The sequence below is a fragment of the Pseudomonas sp. W5-01 genome, assembly GCF_046540435.1.
Taxonomy (GTDB): Bacteria; Pseudomonadota; Gammaproteobacteria; order Pseudomonadales; family Pseudomonadaceae; genus Aquipseudomonas; species Aquipseudomonas graminis_B.
On record NZ_JAXCIP010000003.1, the window covers coordinates 735,868 to 749,656 of the forward strand.

Genomic DNA, 13,789 nt, shown 5'->3' on the forward strand with positions numbered 1-13,789 from the left:
AAAAATGGCGGCCTCGAAGGGCCGCCTTTTTCACACGTGCGCCGGGTCAGGTCGGCGTGTGCAGCAACACATTCAGCTCGTCAACGATGGGCGCCCAATCGTCATCCAGCTGAATCTTCTCCTTGAGCAGTCCGGCTTGATTCTCCGTCCAGAAATCGGCTTCGGAGACCTTCTCACCTTCCGGCAGTTGGTGCGCGGCGACAAATGCGTCGATGCTGGCCTGATCGGACTCCAGCCCCAGTTGTTCGAACAACATTTCAAGCGACGGCGTCATGATTTCCATTTTTTCTCCCGAACGGGTCAAGGACCCGGGTTGGCGTGTCAGTGAGTAACCTTCTGCTGCATGGGAGTACGCGCGGCAGGCAAGAGTTCTAACTGATTGCCTGAAGAGCCGCTGACACACCGCGCGCTTTTAGTAGGACTGGCTTTAGCCGGGAAAGCGTCAGGCGTCACACCGCGAGATTGAGGGTGTTCAATCAGGCCTTTTCCCGGCTGAAGCCGGTCCTACTAGAACAAAATCGCATGGCTCTTTACTGGGGTGGATCCACCCCACTCAAACATCCGATGGCGTCTTGCCGTGTCGGGTCAGCCCCACCGAAACATCGTATGGCGGCAAAAACGTCATCGCAGCGGACGAAAGGGATATAGCCCGTATAGACTGACTGCCGGTAGAATCCGTACCCACGCCAGCGTCCGGCTTCAGGACGCACCATTTCTCGTTTTTTTCTCGCCCGGTCCGCTGTCCGGGCGAGTTCCTATCTGGTTGGGAGTTTGTACATTGGCAGTAGGTAATCTGGATACCCACGCGTTATTCGTGCTCGGCGACGTGCGCGCGAAGTTGGTGAAGCTATTCCAGGCGCGATTCGTTTACGTCATCGAACAATCCCCTGAAGGCATTTACATGTCGGAGATCGACACCGACACCGCACTGGTGGTCGATGACAAACCCGGTCTGGAGCTGAAAGTGGGTGACCACTTCCGTGCCGCGGTATTGCCCAGCCGCGAAGGCGGCAAATTCGAAATCCGCTTTCGCGACATCAGGATGACCATCTATGGTCTGGGCGAATACGCGTTTGTCGAAGTGCCTGAAGGCCAGGGCATCGTGTTCAAAGAGTCCCACAGCATCTTCATGGTGTTCGCCGCCCACGAGCAGATTGAGTCCGGCCTGAGCAAAGTCCTCAAAGCCGCCACCGCCAAAGCCGCGAAATGGCGCAAGGGCGAGCTGACGTTCAAAGCCAGCGAGTAAGCACCGCGCTTCAACACACCTGCACACGGAACGCGCCCACATCCCCCCACGCCACAAGCGATGGGTGGCGGGCATGCGTGCGCCCGGCTATCGCCAATGGCACAGCATCAATGCCCTTGCTGTCTGCCGTCGCTGACTTCAGGTGGCACGTCGTCACCGGCCATGCGCTTGCGAAAGAGTCCGGTGCGCGCCAGCAGCAAGGTGGTGACCGGCACGGTGATGGCGAGCAGGATCGGGATCAGCCACGCGTGCAGCACGGGACCTTCCTTCAGGGCCGAGAAGTAGACGATGGACGCCAGCGCCACGCACCACGCGCCGAGGGTCGACGCCAAGGCGGGCGGGTGCATGCGCTGAAAAAAGTCTTTCATGCGCAACAGACCCAGCGCGCCGATCAGCCCGAACAGGCTGCTCAGCACCAGCAGGACGGCGGTCAGCACTTCGACCCAGAACGGCAGAACCTGCAACGAATTCATTCGATCACCTCGCCGCGCAACAGAAATTTGGCCAGCGCAAATGAGCCGACGAAGCCGAACAGTGCGATCAGCAGCGCCGCCTCGAAGTAGGTGTCACTGGCGTAGCGAATCCCCAGCACCAGCATCATCAGCATCGCCAGGATGTACAGGTAGTCCAGCGCCAGCACCCGGTCCTGCGCCGACGGGCCTTTGAACAGGCGGATCAAGGTCAGGACCATGGCGAGGGTGAACACCGACAGCGTAAACAGAATCGCGTTTGTGAGCAGGGCGCTCATTGGAAAATCTCCATCAGTGGCCGTTCGTACGTGCTCTTGAAGTGCTCGATGAAGGCCGCTTCGTCGTCCAGATCGAACACATGCATCAGCAGCACGCTGCGATCCAGCGCCAGTTCAGACCAGACCGTGCCCGGCACCACCGTGCAGATCATCGCCAGCGCCGCGAGGCCGTGGGCGTCGTGCAGGTCCAGCGGCACCTTGACGAAGGCCGAGCGCGGCGGACGGCGGCCCGCGCGCAGTACGTCCCAGGCGACGGCCAGATTGGACACCACCACATCGCGGCCCACCAGCAAGAACAAGCGCAGTGCGGCGCCGGGTTTGCGGATTCGCGCGGGCGAAGGGCGCAACGGCGCGAAGATGTAGGGCGCGAAAAAGCCGAGCAGGGCGCCCAGCAGCAGGTTGCCCGGGCTCAGCGACAGGTTCAGCAACAGCCACAACCCCCACAGCGACAGCGACAACAGTGGCGCGGGAAACAGGCGCTTCATGGCTGCACCTCCGCCGCTGCCGAAGCGGGCCCCGGTATCGGTCTGGCTGCCTTGACTGAGAGCACGTATTGCTGCGGGTCATGCAGCGCCTGGGCGGTGTCCTGGGTGTAATGCAACAGCGCCTGGGCCTTGAACGTCAGCACGATGGCGCAGCCCACCAGCAAGGCGATCGGCAGGCATTCGTTGAGCCGCAGCAGTGGCGCCGCGTGTTCCTGGGGCGTCCAGAAGCGTTTGATGCCGACCCGCACGAAGGCAAACAGCGACGTCAGTCCGGAAATAATCAGCAGTGCCACCAGCGTCCAACTGTCGCCGCGAATGGCTTCGGCCTTCGCCACATCAAGGCCCAGCGGATTGAGCAGGGCGCTGATCAGCGTCAGCTTGCCGAGAAAACCCGACAGCGGCGGCATGCCGATGATCAACAGTGCACAGGCAATGAAACTCAAGCCCAGAAACGCCATGGTCCAGGGGATGACATGACCGACCACGGCTTTCTGCTCGTCATCCAGATTGGTCCCCGGCACCGGGTGCAAGGACTCCAGCGCCTTGGGCAACTGGTCCGCATCTTCGTCGAGGGCGATGTCATTGGCCGAGCGTGAGCGTTCGATCAACTCCGCCAGCAGGAACATCGCGCTGAGCGCCAGGGTCGAGCTGACCAGATAAAACAGTGCGCCTGCGGTCAGGCTCGGCTGCGCGAAACCGACCGCCGAGAGCAGGATCCCCGCCGACACCAGAATGCTCAGACTGGCCATGCGCTCCAGGCGCTGGGCGGCCACCACTGAAATCGCCGCCACGGTCACGGTGGCCATGCCCCCCCAGATCAGCCAGTCCCCGCCGAAGAACGCCGACGCGCCGGCCTGACCGGAAAACAGCAGCGTCCACAGCCGCAGCAGCGTGTAGAAACCGACCTTGGTCATGATCGCGAACAGCGCCGCCACCGGTGCGCTGGCGGCGGAATACGCCGGCACCAGCCAGAAATTCAGCGGCCACATGCCGGCCTTGGCCAGAAACGCCACTGCCAGAATGGCCGCGCCCGCGTGCAGCAAGCCCAGATCGCCCTCCGGCACCTGAGGAATTTTCACGGCCAGGTCGGCCAGGTTCAGCGTGCCGGTGACGCCGTAAATCAGCGCCGCGCCAATCAGGAACAGCGACGAAGCCAGCAGGTTGATGGTGATGTAATGCAGGCCCGCCGACACCCGCGCGCGGCCCGAGCCGTGCAGCATCAGGCCATAAGATGCCGCCAGCAAAACCTCGAAGAACACGAACAGGTTGAACAGGTCGGCAGTAAGAAAGGCGCCATACAACCCCATCAGTTGAATCTGAAACAGCGCGTGGAAACTGGCGCCCGCGCGGTCCCAACGGGCCAGGGCGAAGAGCAGGGCGCAGAAGGCGACGATGCCGGTCAGCACCAGCATCAGCGCCGACAGGTGATCGACCACCAGCACGATGCCGAACGGCGCCTCCCAGTTGCCCGGTAGGTACACGCCAATGGAGCCGGTGGTGCCGGTCTTCTGCACCCAGATCATCAGCGTGATGGCGATCGCCAGGCCGAGTCCGGTGGAGAAGAGGTTGATCCGCGCTTTCAGCGGGCGGTGTTTCTCGCCGAGCCACAGCACCAGCGCAGCGGTGAGCACCGGCAGCAGGATCGGTGCGACGATCAGTTGATTCATCAAACTCATTCACCCAGCTCCCGGCCGTCGACGTGGTCGTTGCCGGTCAGACCGCGCGACGCCAGCAGCACCACCAGGAACAGCGCAGTCATGGCGAAGCTGATGACGATGGCCGTCAGCACCAGCGCCTGGGGCAGGGGATCGGTGTAATTGAGCAGGTCCTGGGGCACGCCGTCCTTGATGATCGGCTCCTTGCCGATGAACAGGCTGCCCATGCTGAAGATAAACAGATTGACGCCGTAGGACAGCAGGCACAGGCCCATCACGACCTGAAAGGTCCGTGGACGCAGGATCAGCCACACGCCGGAGGCGGCAAGCACGCCGATGGCAATGGCGATGACTTCTTCCATCAGATGGCTCCTTGTGAAATCGGACTGTCGGCCGGGACCGGTTCAATGGGCTGCGGCAGCGAGGTCGGGCGATGGCTGCGCACCGACTGGTGAGCCAGCGCCGTGAGGATTAACAGGGTCGAGCCGACCACCACCGCGTACACGCCGATGTCGAAAAACAGCGCGCTGGCGATGTGCAGGTCACCCAGTATCGGCAGGACCAGGTGCGCGGTGTGGGTGGTCATGAACGGATAACCGAGGGCCATCGAGCCCAGACCCGTGGCCAGCGCGAAGAACAGCCCGGTCCCCATCCAGCGCAACGGCCGCAGGCTCATGTTGGCCTCGACCCACTGGGTGCCGGCCACCATGTATTGCAGGATGAACGCCACCGACATCACTAGCCCGGCCACGAAACCGCCACCCGGCTGGTTATGCCCGCGCATGAACAGGTACATCGACACCACAAAAGCCACCGGCAACAGCAGGCGCACCAGCACCGCCGGCACCATCATGAAGCCCAGTGCGGTATCGGCGGCGTGACGCGGATTGACCAGATCGGTGACCACGTCACGGGCCAGCAAGCGCTGTTGTGCTGGCAGGGCAATGCTCTCTTTCGGCGGACGGAAGCGCCGCAGCAGGGCAAAGACCGTCAGCGCCACCACGGCCAGCACGGTGATTTCGCCAAAGGTGTCGAAGCCACGGAAGTCCACGAGCATGACGTTGACCGCGTTGGTGCCGCCGCCCTGGGCCAGGGCACGGCTCAGGTAAAACTCGGAAATGGCGTTCGGCGTCGGCCGCGTCAGCATCGCGTAGGACAACACCGCCATGCCGCCACCCACCGCCACGGCGAGGACGAAGTCGCGGATCCGCCGCACCTTGGCCCGGCGTCGCGCCTGGGACGGTGGTGGCACGTTTTCGTTACGTCGCGGCAGCCAGCGCAGGCCCAGCAGGATCAACACCGTGGTGACGACTTCCACCGCCAGTTGGGTCAGTGCCAGGTCCGGCGCGGAAAACCAGACGAAGGTCACGCAGGTCATCAACCCGCAGACGCTGACCATGGTCACGGCCGCCAGACGGTGGTACTTGGCTTGCCAGGCGGCGCCGATGGCGCAGGCAATGGCGATCAACCAGAGCATCACAAACACGCCGGAACCCGGGATCTTCGGTCGATCGCCCCAGCTCAGTCCGCTTTCGTACATCGGCACGAAACCGGCGACCAGCGCGGCCAGCACCATCAGAAACAGCTGCGCCTGCAAACGACGTGTGGTCAGCAGCCTCATCAGTCGGCGGGCGCCGCGCATCTTCCACACCAGCACGCGCTCGAACATGCGCTTGCCGTTCAGGCGCCACATCAGCGGGGGGCCATTGACCTGTTTGCGCTTGATCGGGCCGCGCAGCAGCAGGTATAGAACGATGCCAGCCGCCATGGCGATCAGGCTCATGATCATCGGCGCGTTCAGCCCGTGCCAGATCGCCAGGCTGTACTCGGGGAGTTCACCCCCCACCACCGGCTGTGCCGCAGCGGCCAGCAACGGGCCAACGGAGTGCGTGGGAAAAATGCCGACGATCAGGCACGCCAGCACCAGCAATTCCACCGGCAGGCGCATCCAGCGCGGCGGCTCGTGGGGCGTGTGAGGCAGGCGCGTGGCTTTAGGGCCGAAGAACACGTCGACGGTAAAGCGCAGGGAATACGCCACGCTGAAGATCCCGGCGATCGTGGCGATCACCGGCAGGGCGATCTCGACCCAGTCGGTCGAGGTGATGAACACCGTTTCTGCGAAGAACATTTCCTTGGACAGGAAGCCATTGAGCAGCGGCACCCCCGCCATTGACGCGCTGGCGACCATGGCCAGCGTCGCGGTGTAGGGCATCAGCTTGATCAGCCCGCTGAGTTTGCGGATGTCGCGGGTGCCGCTTTCGTGGTCAATGATCCCCGCCGCCATGAACAGCGAGGCCTTGAACGTGGCGTGGTTGAGGATGTGAAACACCGCCGCGACGGCGGCCAGTGGACTGTTCAGGCCCAGCAGCAGGGTGATCAGCCCCAGGTGACTGATGGTGGAATAGGCCAGCAGGCCCTTGAGATCGTTCTGAAACATCGCGGAATAGGCGCCGATCACCAGCGTGCACGCCCCCGCGCCGCTGACCATCCAGAACCACTGTTCGCTTCCGGACAGCGACGGCCACAGGCGCGCCAGCAGGAATACCCCGGCCTTGACCATCGTCGCCGAGTGCAAATACGCCGACACCGGTGTCGGTGCCGCCATGGCGTGGGGCAGCCAGAAGTGGAAGGGGAATTGCGCGCTCTTGCTCAGCGCGCCGATCAGGATCAGCGTCAGCAGCACGGGGTACAGCGCGTGGGCGCGAATCGCATCGCCTGAAGCCAGCACGCGATCCAGGTCATAACTGCCGACGACATGCCCGAGCAGCATCATCCCCACCAGCAGCGCAAGGCCGCCCGCGCCGGTGACCATCAGGGCCATGTAAGCGCCGCGTCGGGCGTCGGCGCGGTGGTGCCAGTAGCCGATCAGCAGGAACGAGAAGACGCTGGTCAGCTCCCAGAAAAACACGATCTGAATGAGGTTGCCGGACATGACCAGTCCGAGCATGGCGCCCATGAACGCCAGAAAAAACGAGAAGAAGCGCGGCACCGGGTCGTCCGGCGACATGTAATAACGCGCATACAGCGACACCAGCGCGCCGATCCCCAGTACCAGCATCGAGAACAGCCAGGCGAAACCGTCCAGACGTAAAACAAAGTTCAGGCCCAGGCTGGGTAGCCAGAAAAACTCTTCTCGGATGACCCCGCCGTGGGCGATCTGCGGATACCACAGTGCGACCTGCACCGCGCCGATCAAGGCGATCAGGCCGGCGAGGAGGGATTCACTGTTGCGTGCGTTGTGCGGCAAAAGCGCCGCCAGACAGCTGCCGATGAAAGGCAGAAGCAGTAGAACTATCAGGGACATAGGCTTCTAATCTGCGGAGAAATGTCAAGGATCATACGTGCCGGGTCCGGGATGACCAAACGCCAAGATGTCGCAGAATCCTACAAAGTTTGTAGGCAGCAGCGTAGTTGACAGTCTGGTTCGCGTAAGGTTGGCGGCTATCTGCCCTATTGTGGGAGCGAGCTTGCTCGCGAAGGGGCCGAGGCAAAGTGCCGATTGGCGGCATGTACCGATTAGGCGACAATGCCGGCCTGTTTCCGGAGCCCCCTCATGTCTGATTCGATCGCACCCCCGTCTGATTCCATTGAAAGGCCCGCCGTCGATGCGGTGCTCGACGCCACCGGCCTCAATTGCCCCGAGCCGGTCATGATGCTGCACCAGAAGGTGCGCGACCTGCCGCCCGGCGGCCTGCTCAAGGTGATCGCCACCGACCCTTCCACCCAGCGGGATATCCCGAAATTCTGTGTCTTCCTCGGCCACGAACTGGTGGATAAACAGGCGGGCGACGGCGAGTTCCTGTACTGGATCCGCAAGAAGCTCGACTGATTTGCGACCTACTCGCTGACGCGTTGCGCGTCACGCTGGCTCGACAGGGCGCTGGCGCCTACACTGCGGCCACTCCAGGAGCCCTGACATGCGCATAGTTGCCGACGAAAACATTCCCTTGCTCGACGCCTTTTTCGCAGGCATCGGTGATATCCAGCGTTACCCGGGCCGCACACTCGACCGCGCCGCCGTCGCCGAGGCCGATATCCTGCTGGTGCGCTCGGTGACCCGGGTCGACCGCGCCTTGCTCGAAGGCACGCCCGTACGATTCGTCGGGACCTGCACCATCGGCACCGATCACCTCGACCTCGATTACTTCAAAGAAGCCGGCATTCAATGGTCCAGCGCCCCGGGCTGCAATGCCCGCGGCGTGGTGGACTACGTGCTTGGCAGCCTGCTGACCCTCGCGGAAATCGAAGGCGTCGGCCTCGCCAGTCGCACCTACGGCGTGGTCGGCGCGGGGCAGGTCGGCGGTCGCTTGATCAAGGTGTTGCGCGGCCTGGGCTGGAGCGTCCTGGTCTGCGACCCGCCGCGTCAGGCCAGCGAAGGCGGCGATTACGTCAGTCTCGACGAGATCATTGCCCGCTGCGATGTGATCAGCCTGCACACACCGCTGGATAAAACCGGCGACACGCCCACCTGGCACCTGTTCGACGGCGCCCACTTGCAGCAGCTCAAGCCCGGCGCCTGGCTGATCAACGCGGCGCGTGGCCCGGTGGTCGACAACACCGCCTTGCGCCAAGTGTTGCTGGAGCGCGAAGACCTGCAAGCGGCGCTGGATGTCTGGGAGCAGGAACCGGCGGTCGACGTCGAGCTGGCCGAGCTGTGCGTCATCGGCACGCCCCACATCGCCGGTTACAGCCTCGACGGCAGGCAGCGCGGCACGGCGCAAATCTATCAGGCTCTGTGTGCGCACCTTGAGCAACCGGCGAGCATCCGGCTTGAAGATCTGCTGCCCAAGCCGTGGCTGGCCGAGGTCACGCTGGATGCCGCCACGGACCCGGTCTGGGCGCTGAACACGCTGTGTCGCGGCGTGTACGATCCGCGCCGCGATGACGCGGATTTCCGCCGCAGTCTGGTGGGGGATGCCCAGAGCCAGCGCCTGGCCTTCGATGCCCTGCGCAAGCATTATCCGCCCCGTCGGGAAATCGACAGCCTGCGGGTTCGCCTCAACGGTGAGTCGGCGACGTTGAGTCAGATCGTCGAGGCCTTGGGCGCCACCGTTGTCACTGAGTGAGTCACTCGCTGTATTTTTTGATGTAAGACCAGAGTGTCTCGGGCAGGCGGGGCGGAACGTGCTGCCAGAATCGGCGCATTCTCGGGAGTGCGTTGTAGGCCTCTTGCCAGGCTTCCAGGCGATCTTCAGCGCCTGAGACAGGGGCTTGGATCAGCGCGATGAAGCTGGCAAAGCTGCAGGGGGTGGGTAACGCTTCGCTGCGCTCGATCCGGTGCACCTGTTCCTGCAACGTGATTTCTGTGCCTTGTTCATTGGTGAACACGTACGGGGTCAGCGAGTCGACTCGATCACAGCGGCTGCTGCAGATTTTTTTGCGGTCTTTGAGCTCACCGAAGCCGCGCTCGTACAGGGTGATGGTGGAGCCGCTCACCCTCATGCAAGCCTCCTCGAACGCATTGAGAATGACCTCGGCGTTCTCGATGCTCGTCTCGATCGTGGCGATATCGACAAAACGCTCGAGGGTCCCGGCTTCCAGCGCGTTGAAGGCGCGCCTGATGGTTGAAAGGTGCACGAAATCCTTCTTGCAGCCAATCAGGTGAACGTCGAACTGGTAGGCGGCCAGTGCCTGGCCCGAGATCACCGTGGCGAAGGCTTTGGTGTCCAGCGCGGTTTCCATTACGATGTTGAACGTGTTGCTGTGGGCATAAGCAAAGATGCGGCTGCACAGCTCCCAGATGAAGGTTTCAGTGTGCTTGTAGCGGCGGGTCACGTCCTGATCGGCGAACTCGGCATAGCGCGGGTGCAGCTCGCGAAAATACTCCTGATAAAGATGCACGTAGTTGCCGTGTCCGGGAATCTTGAGCAGCGTGTTGTTCAGCATGTAGGTCTTGCCGGACCCTTGTACGCCGGCGACCACCAGAATTTTCGGGGCGGGCTGCCCATCGTCTGCAATGTCCTTCGGTACATCGAAGATGGTGTTCACAACTGCCTCAAATACGGCATCCAGTTCTTTTGGTGTGTAGGCGTAGTGAGTGTCGGTCATGGCAGGTCTTCCTTGAGTTGAGTCGGATTGACTGTTGAAGGTCTCAAGGACGTAATCGGAATGCCCGCCGATGGGCAACGGAATAAACGCGCTGTGTATTGCAGAATGTTTTTCCCGTCCATAAAAAACCCGGCGCCATGGCCGGGTTTCAGGCAGATCTGTGCATCAATCTTGTTTTTCGGGCTGCACCCAGTACTTCTCGCATTCCTGACAGGCAGCCTGAACCATTTCTTCAGTGATCAGGATTTCCTGCCCGTTTCTGTCGAGAATCGCGCCGCCCAGTTGCAGCTCAGGTTGCGGGCGGAACACGGGTTCTTGATTGCTGCTGCTTTGCAAGCTCATGGGCTGTCTCCTCATCAGGGGGGTTGCGCGTTCATGGTAGCCACGCCCGCGTGACTGCGCCGTGACACCTGCTGCGGCCGATCTGCGTCGCGGTCGCGAGTCGTCGGGGAAGGCGGTGTGCAAGGCCCATGCACGCAGGGCGTGAGAACAATCCATGACTGACGGCGGCGCGCAGAGTTCAGCGAAAGCTGACGAGCGTGCGCGGGGAGGGAGGTGTAGGCTCTGCGACTGATTCGTCTTGCGAGTGTTCTCCATGGCTTCAGTTTTTTCCGGCCGTCAGCGGCATGCCATTCGTCTTGCCTTGCGCATGATCGCCCCGTACCGCAAGCAAGCCCTCGGCGCGTTGCTCGCGCTGGTGGTCACCGCCGGCATCACGCTGTCGATGGGGCAAGGCATCCGGCTGATGGTCGATCAGGGGTTCATGACCCGTTCGCCGACGCTGCTCAATGAAACCATCGGCCTGTTCATGGGGCTGGTGGTCGCCCTCGCCATCGGCACCTTCGCGCGGTTTTATCTGGTCTCCTGGATCGGCGAACGGGTGGTCGCCGATCTGCGCAAGCAGGTGTTCGACCATCTGGTCAGCCTCCACCCGGGCTTCTATGAGAACAACCGCAGCTCGGAAATCCAGTCGCGCCTGACCGCCGACACCACGCTCCTGCAATCGGTGATCGGCTCGTCGCTGTCGATGTTCCTGCGCAACGCGCTGATGGTCATTGGCGGAATCATCCTGCTGTTCTTCACCAACCCCAAGCTCACCAGCATCGTCGTCGTGGCATTGCCGCTGGTGATCGCGCCGATTCTGATTTTCGGGCGGCGTGTGCGCAGCCTGTCGCGGGAGAGCCAGGACCGCGTGGCGGATGTCGGCAGCTACGTGTCCGAGGCCCTGGGGCAGATCAAAACCGTCCAGGCCTATAACCATCAGGAGCAGGATCGACAGCGTTTCGCGCAGACCGCCGAAGGCGCCTTCGAGACGGCACGCAAGCGTATTCTGCAGCGCTCGTGGCTGATTACCCTGGTGATCGTGCTGGTGCTGGGCGCGGTGGGTGTGATGCTCTGGGTCGGCGGGATGGACGTGATTGCCGGCCGCATCTCCGGGGGCGAGCTGGCAGCGTTCGTGTTCTACAGCCTGATCGTCGGCAGCGCGTTCGGCACCCTCAGCGAGGTGATCGGGGAAATGCAACGGGCGGCGGGCGCGGCAGAGCGGATCAGCGAGTTGCTGCAGGCGCGCAGTGAAATCACCGCGCCCGCCAGTGATCTGCTCACGCTGCCCGAGCGCATCAGCGGTCGCCTGGCGCTGGAAAACCTCAGTTTCGCCTACCCCTCGCGCCCGGAACGCAATGCCGTAGACGGCTTGAGCCTGAGCGTCGAAGCGGGGGAAACCCTGGCGCTGGTCGGGCCTTCGGGCGCGGGCAAGTCGACCTTGTTCGACCTGCTGTTGCGCTTCTATGACCCGCAACAGGGCCGCGTGCTGATTGAAGGCATCCCCGCCGAGCGCCTTGATCCTCTGGACCTGCGCCGGTGCTTCGCCTGGGTGTCACAGACCCCTGCGCTGTTTTTCGGCTCGGTGGAGGACAACATTCGCTACGGCAACCCGGCGGCGAGTGTCGAGCAGGTGGAGGCCGCGGCGCGGATTGCCCATGCCCATGAGTTCATTCAACTGCTGCCCCAGGGTTATCAGACGCATCTGGGTGACGGCGGCATGGGCTTGTCGGGCGGGCAGCGTCAGCGGTTGGCGATCGCCCGGGCTTTGCTGGCCGATGCGCCGATTCTGTTGCTCGACGAGGCCACCAGCGCACTGGATGCCCAGAGCGAGTACCTGATTCAGCAGGCGTTGCCAACGTTGATGAAGGGCCGCACGACCCTGGTGATCGCCCACCGACTGGCGACGGTGCAGAACGCAGACCGAATTGCTGTCATGGATCAGGGGAAATTGGTCGCGGTGGGAACCCATCGCGAGCTGATTGCCAGCAACCCGCTGTACGCGCGGCTGGCAGCCTTGCAGTTCAATGCCGGGGTGGAGCAGGCCGGCTGAGCGCCGGCCTGAATTTGCGTATCAGTCTTTGCGGTATTCGCAGAGGTAGGCGGTTTCTTCGGTGGCTTCGACGTCGAATTTGACGTTCGCCGGGATCTTGAAATCCGTGCCGGCTTTGAAGGTTTCCCAATCATTGGCGCCCGGCAGCAGCACTTTCAGCTCGCCTGAGATCACGTGCATGATTTCCCGGTCGCCGGTGCCGAAGTTGTATTTTCCGGGAGCCATGACGCCGATGGTCGCGTCGCCTGCTGCTTGCTTGAAGGCGATGGATTTGACGGTACCGTCGAAATACTCGTTGACCTTGAACATGGCTGAATTCCTTGGGAAGGGCTGGAAAGGGCCGGACAGTATGCCGAACGTATAAAAGGCCGTCATCCGCTTTGATAAATGCGTCACGCCCTAGCCGGGAATCACCAGCGGTAACAACCGTGCGGTATTGCGCGCGTCTGACAACGCCCGGTGCTGCTGGCCGTTGAAATGCATTCCCGCCAGTTGCAGCGCGGTGTTCAGGCCGCAGGGCTTTTGCAGGTGACGGGCTTTGGCGAAGCGTTGTTTCAGGTTGATGTGGGGCAGGGTGGCGAGTTCGCTGGCGAGCCGGTGCTGATGCCAATCCTGTTGCAGTTGCTGGCGGTCGTAATCGCCCCAACTGGTCCAGGCCACCAATCGCTCGCGGTGTTGGGCGATCCAGCGTTCGAACTGTGGCCATACGGCGGGCAGCGTCAAGGCGCTGTCGATGACGCTCTGCCGAATGTGCGTCAGCTCGCGGCAGAAGGGCGTGAGCAACGGCCGGCGCATGGGCCGTACGTAACGTTCGAAATGGTCGATTTCGCGCCCGTCCTGATTGACCAGCGACGCACCGATTTCGATGATTTCCATTTCCGCCACCGGCCACCCGCCCTCTTCGGTGGTGGCCTCCAGGTCTATCACCAGCCAGTAGGGCATTTCGAACTCCTGTCTCATAACCTGCGGCAGCGCCCTGGAGCGTAGCCACATCACGGCCCTTACGTCCAACTGCCGGCGCAGATGATCCATGATTGGGACTCGCGGCGGGCAGGAAGGTTTGCCGGGCCAGCGTCTTTTGTAGCGCCTGACTTGCATATGGCCGGGACAGCGCTTGCCTGGCCCCCATCCCTCGGCATAAATTGCAGGCGCATTGGTCCTCACATAAAGCGCTGCGCGGTCGATAATGCACAGGACAAGGACAGCTTCAGCCGGGATGTGGGCTAAAAGGGA

The 13,789-nt window shown here is 62.5% G+C and carries 15 protein-coding genes; 4 read left to right on the plus strand and 11 right to left on the minus strand.

The window, feature by feature from the left end; all coding sequences use genetic code 11:
• Positions 1–46: 46 nt before the first annotated feature.
• Complete coding sequence (locus SLW75_RS13270; protein ID WP_065986220.1) at positions 47–283, minus strand: DUF2789 family protein; 237 nt, start codon at positions 281–283, stop codon at positions 47–49.
• Between the two features lie 495 nt (positions 284–778).
• On the opposite strand from SLW75_RS13270, the gene SLW75_RS13275 reads away from it, so the two are divergent.
• Positions 779–1,246, plus strand: a complete 468-nt coding sequence (locus SLW75_RS13275) for a hypothetical protein (protein ID WP_192134775.1) — start codon at positions 779–781, stop codon at positions 1,244–1,246.
• Positions 1,247–1,353: 107 nt separating this feature from the next.
• Here SLW75_RS13275 and SLW75_RS13280 read toward each other — a convergent pair whose 3' ends face one another.
• Genes SLW75_RS13280 through SLW75_RS13305 form a run of 6 tightly spaced genes read right to left on the minus strand, consistent with a single transcriptional unit; the run spans position 1,354 to position 7,438 of the window.
• Entirely contained in the window at positions 1,354–1,719 is a 366-nt protein-coding gene (locus SLW75_RS13280; protein WP_065986222.1) for a Na+/H+ antiporter subunit G, read from the minus strand.
• Positions 1,716–1,994, minus strand: coding sequence for a K+/H+ antiporter subunit F (locus SLW75_RS13285; protein ID WP_065986223.1), 279 nt, complete (start codon positions 1,992–1,994; stop codon positions 1,716–1,718). Before SLW75_RS13285 ends, SLW75_RS13280 begins: the two co-directional genes overlap by 4 nt.
• On the minus strand, positions 1,991–2,479 hold the full coding sequence (locus SLW75_RS13290) for a Na+/H+ antiporter subunit E (protein WP_410934655.1): 489 nt from the start codon (positions 2,477–2,479) through the stop codon (positions 1,991–1,993). Before SLW75_RS13290 ends, SLW75_RS13285 begins: the two co-directional genes overlap by 4 nt.
• Positions 2,476–4,155: a monovalent cation/H+ antiporter subunit D gene (locus SLW75_RS13295; protein WP_410934656.1), complete on the minus strand. Its 1,680-nt coding sequence runs from the start codon at positions 4,153–4,155 to the stop codon at positions 2,476–2,478. Before SLW75_RS13295 ends, SLW75_RS13290 begins: the two co-directional genes overlap by 4 nt.
• Positions 4,152–4,496, minus strand: a complete 345-nt coding sequence (locus SLW75_RS13300) for a Na+/H+ antiporter subunit C (RefSeq protein WP_065986226.1) — start codon at positions 4,494–4,496, stop codon at positions 4,152–4,154. The genes SLW75_RS13295 and SLW75_RS13300 overlap by 4 nt, the downstream gene beginning before the upstream one ends.
• Positions 4,496–7,438: a monovalent cation/H+ antiporter subunit A gene (locus SLW75_RS13305; RefSeq protein ID WP_410934657.1), complete on the minus strand. Its 2,943-nt coding sequence runs from the start codon at positions 7,436–7,438 to the stop codon at positions 4,496–4,498. The genes SLW75_RS13300 and SLW75_RS13305 overlap by 1 nt, the downstream gene beginning before the upstream one ends.
• 249 nt (positions 7,439–7,687) lie before the next feature.
• Between SLW75_RS13305 and tusA the strand changes: the two genes are divergently transcribed.
• Together tusA and pdxB are read left to right on the plus strand one after the other, a co-directional pair.
• On the plus strand, positions 7,688–7,963 hold the full coding sequence (gene tusA / locus SLW75_RS13310) for a sulfurtransferase TusA (RefSeq protein ID WP_410934658.1): 276 nt from the start codon (positions 7,688–7,690) through the stop codon (positions 7,961–7,963).
• Between the two features lie 88 nt (positions 7,964–8,051).
• Positions 8,052–9,200 carry a 4-phosphoerythronate dehydrogenase PdxB gene (gene pdxB / locus SLW75_RS13315; protein WP_410934659.1) on the plus strand — a complete coding sequence of 383 codons (1,149 nt, stop codon included), beginning with the start codon at positions 8,052–8,054 and terminating at the stop codon, positions 9,198–9,200.
• Between the two features lies 1 nt (position 9,201).
• Here the strand turns inward: pdxB and SLW75_RS13320 are convergent, their stop codons facing one another.
• A complete protein-coding gene (locus SLW75_RS13320; protein ID WP_410934660.1) occupies positions 9,202–10,182 on the minus strand; it encodes a zeta toxin family protein in 981 nt (326 codons plus the stop codon).
• Between the two features lie 165 nt (positions 10,183–10,347).
• Positions 10,348–10,524 (minus strand): PA1571 family protein, encoded by a 177-nt coding sequence (locus SLW75_RS13325; RefSeq protein WP_166650608.1) that lies wholly within the window; start codon positions 10,522–10,524, stop codon positions 10,348–10,350.
• A gap of 253 nt (positions 10,525–10,777) precedes the next feature.
• Here SLW75_RS13325 and SLW75_RS13330 point away from each other — a divergent pair, with 253 nt between their 5' ends.
• A complete protein-coding gene (locus SLW75_RS13330; RefSeq protein ID WP_296307433.1) occupies positions 10,778–12,556 on the plus strand; it encodes an ABC transporter transmembrane domain-containing protein in 1,779 nt (592 codons plus the stop codon).
• A gap of 21 nt (positions 12,557–12,577) precedes the next feature.
• Here the strand turns inward: SLW75_RS13330 and SLW75_RS13335 are convergent, their stop codons facing one another.
• Both SLW75_RS13335 and SLW75_RS13340 read right to left on the minus strand, forming a co-directional pair.
• Complete coding sequence (locus tag SLW75_RS13335; RefSeq protein ID WP_065986230.1) at positions 12,578–12,865, minus strand: pyrimidine/purine nucleoside phosphorylase; 288 nt, start codon at positions 12,863–12,865, stop codon at positions 12,578–12,580.
• Positions 12,866–12,955: 90 nt separating this feature from the next.
• Positions 12,956–13,498, minus strand: coding sequence for an exonuclease domain-containing protein (locus SLW75_RS13340; protein WP_065986231.1), 543 nt, complete (start codon positions 13,496–13,498; stop codon positions 12,956–12,958).
• Positions 13,499–13,789: the final 291 nt, after the last annotated feature.

What these genes read in the sequence shown, in the direction of transcription:
- SLW75_RS13285 (WP_065986223.1), bottom strand. Translation starts at nt 1,994, where the DNA reads ATGAGCGCCCTGCTCACAAACGCGATTCTGTTTACGCTGTCGGTGTTC.
- SLW75_RS13335 (WP_065986230.1), bottom strand. Translation starts at nt 12,865, where the DNA reads ATGTTCAAGGTCAACGAGTATTTCGACGGTACCGTCAAATCCATCGCC.
- SLW75_RS13290 (WP_410934655.1), bottom strand. Translation starts at nt 2,479, where the DNA reads ATGAAGCGCCTGTTTCCCGCGCCACTGTTGTCGCTGTCGCTGTGGGGG.
- SLW75_RS13320 (WP_410934660.1), bottom strand. Translation starts at nt 10,182, where the DNA reads ATGACCGACACTCACTACGCCTACACACCAAAAGAACTGGATGCCGTA.
- SLW75_RS13295 (WP_410934656.1), bottom strand. Translation starts at nt 4,155, where the DNA reads ATGAGTTTGATGAATCAACTGATCGTCGCACCGATCCTGCTGCCGGTG.
- SLW75_RS13340 (WP_065986231.1), bottom strand. Translation starts at nt 13,498, where the DNA reads ATGCCCTACTGGCTGGTGATAGACCTGGAGGCCACCACCGAAGAGGGC.
- pdxB (WP_410934659.1), top strand. Translation starts at nt 8,052, where the DNA reads ATGCGCATAGTTGCCGACGAAAACATTCCCTTGCTCGACGCCTTTTTC.
- tusA (WP_410934658.1), top strand. Translation starts at nt 7,688, where the DNA reads ATGTCTGATTCGATCGCACCCCCGTCTGATTCCATTGAAAGGCCCGCC.
- SLW75_RS13280 (WP_065986222.1), bottom strand. Translation starts at nt 1,719, where the DNA reads ATGAATTCGTTGCAGGTTCTGCCGTTCTGGGTCGAAGTGCTGACCGCC.
- SLW75_RS13270 (WP_065986220.1), bottom strand. Translation starts at nt 283, where the DNA reads ATGGAAATCATGACGCCGTCGCTTGAAATGTTGTTCGAACAACTGGGG.
- SLW75_RS13300 (WP_065986226.1), bottom strand. Translation starts at nt 4,496, where the DNA reads ATGGAAGAAGTCATCGCCATTGCCATCGGCGTGCTTGCCGCCTCCGGC.
- SLW75_RS13330 (WP_296307433.1), top strand. Translation starts at nt 10,778, where the DNA reads ATGGCTTCAGTTTTTTCCGGCCGTCAGCGGCATGCCATTCGTCTTGCC.
- SLW75_RS13325 (WP_166650608.1), bottom strand. Translation starts at nt 10,524, where the DNA reads ATGAGCTTGCAAAGCAGCAGCAATCAAGAACCCGTGTTCCGCCCGCAA.
- SLW75_RS13305 (WP_410934657.1), bottom strand. Translation starts at nt 7,438, where the DNA reads ATGTCCCTGATAGTTCTACTGCTTCTGCCTTTCATCGGCAGCTGTCTG.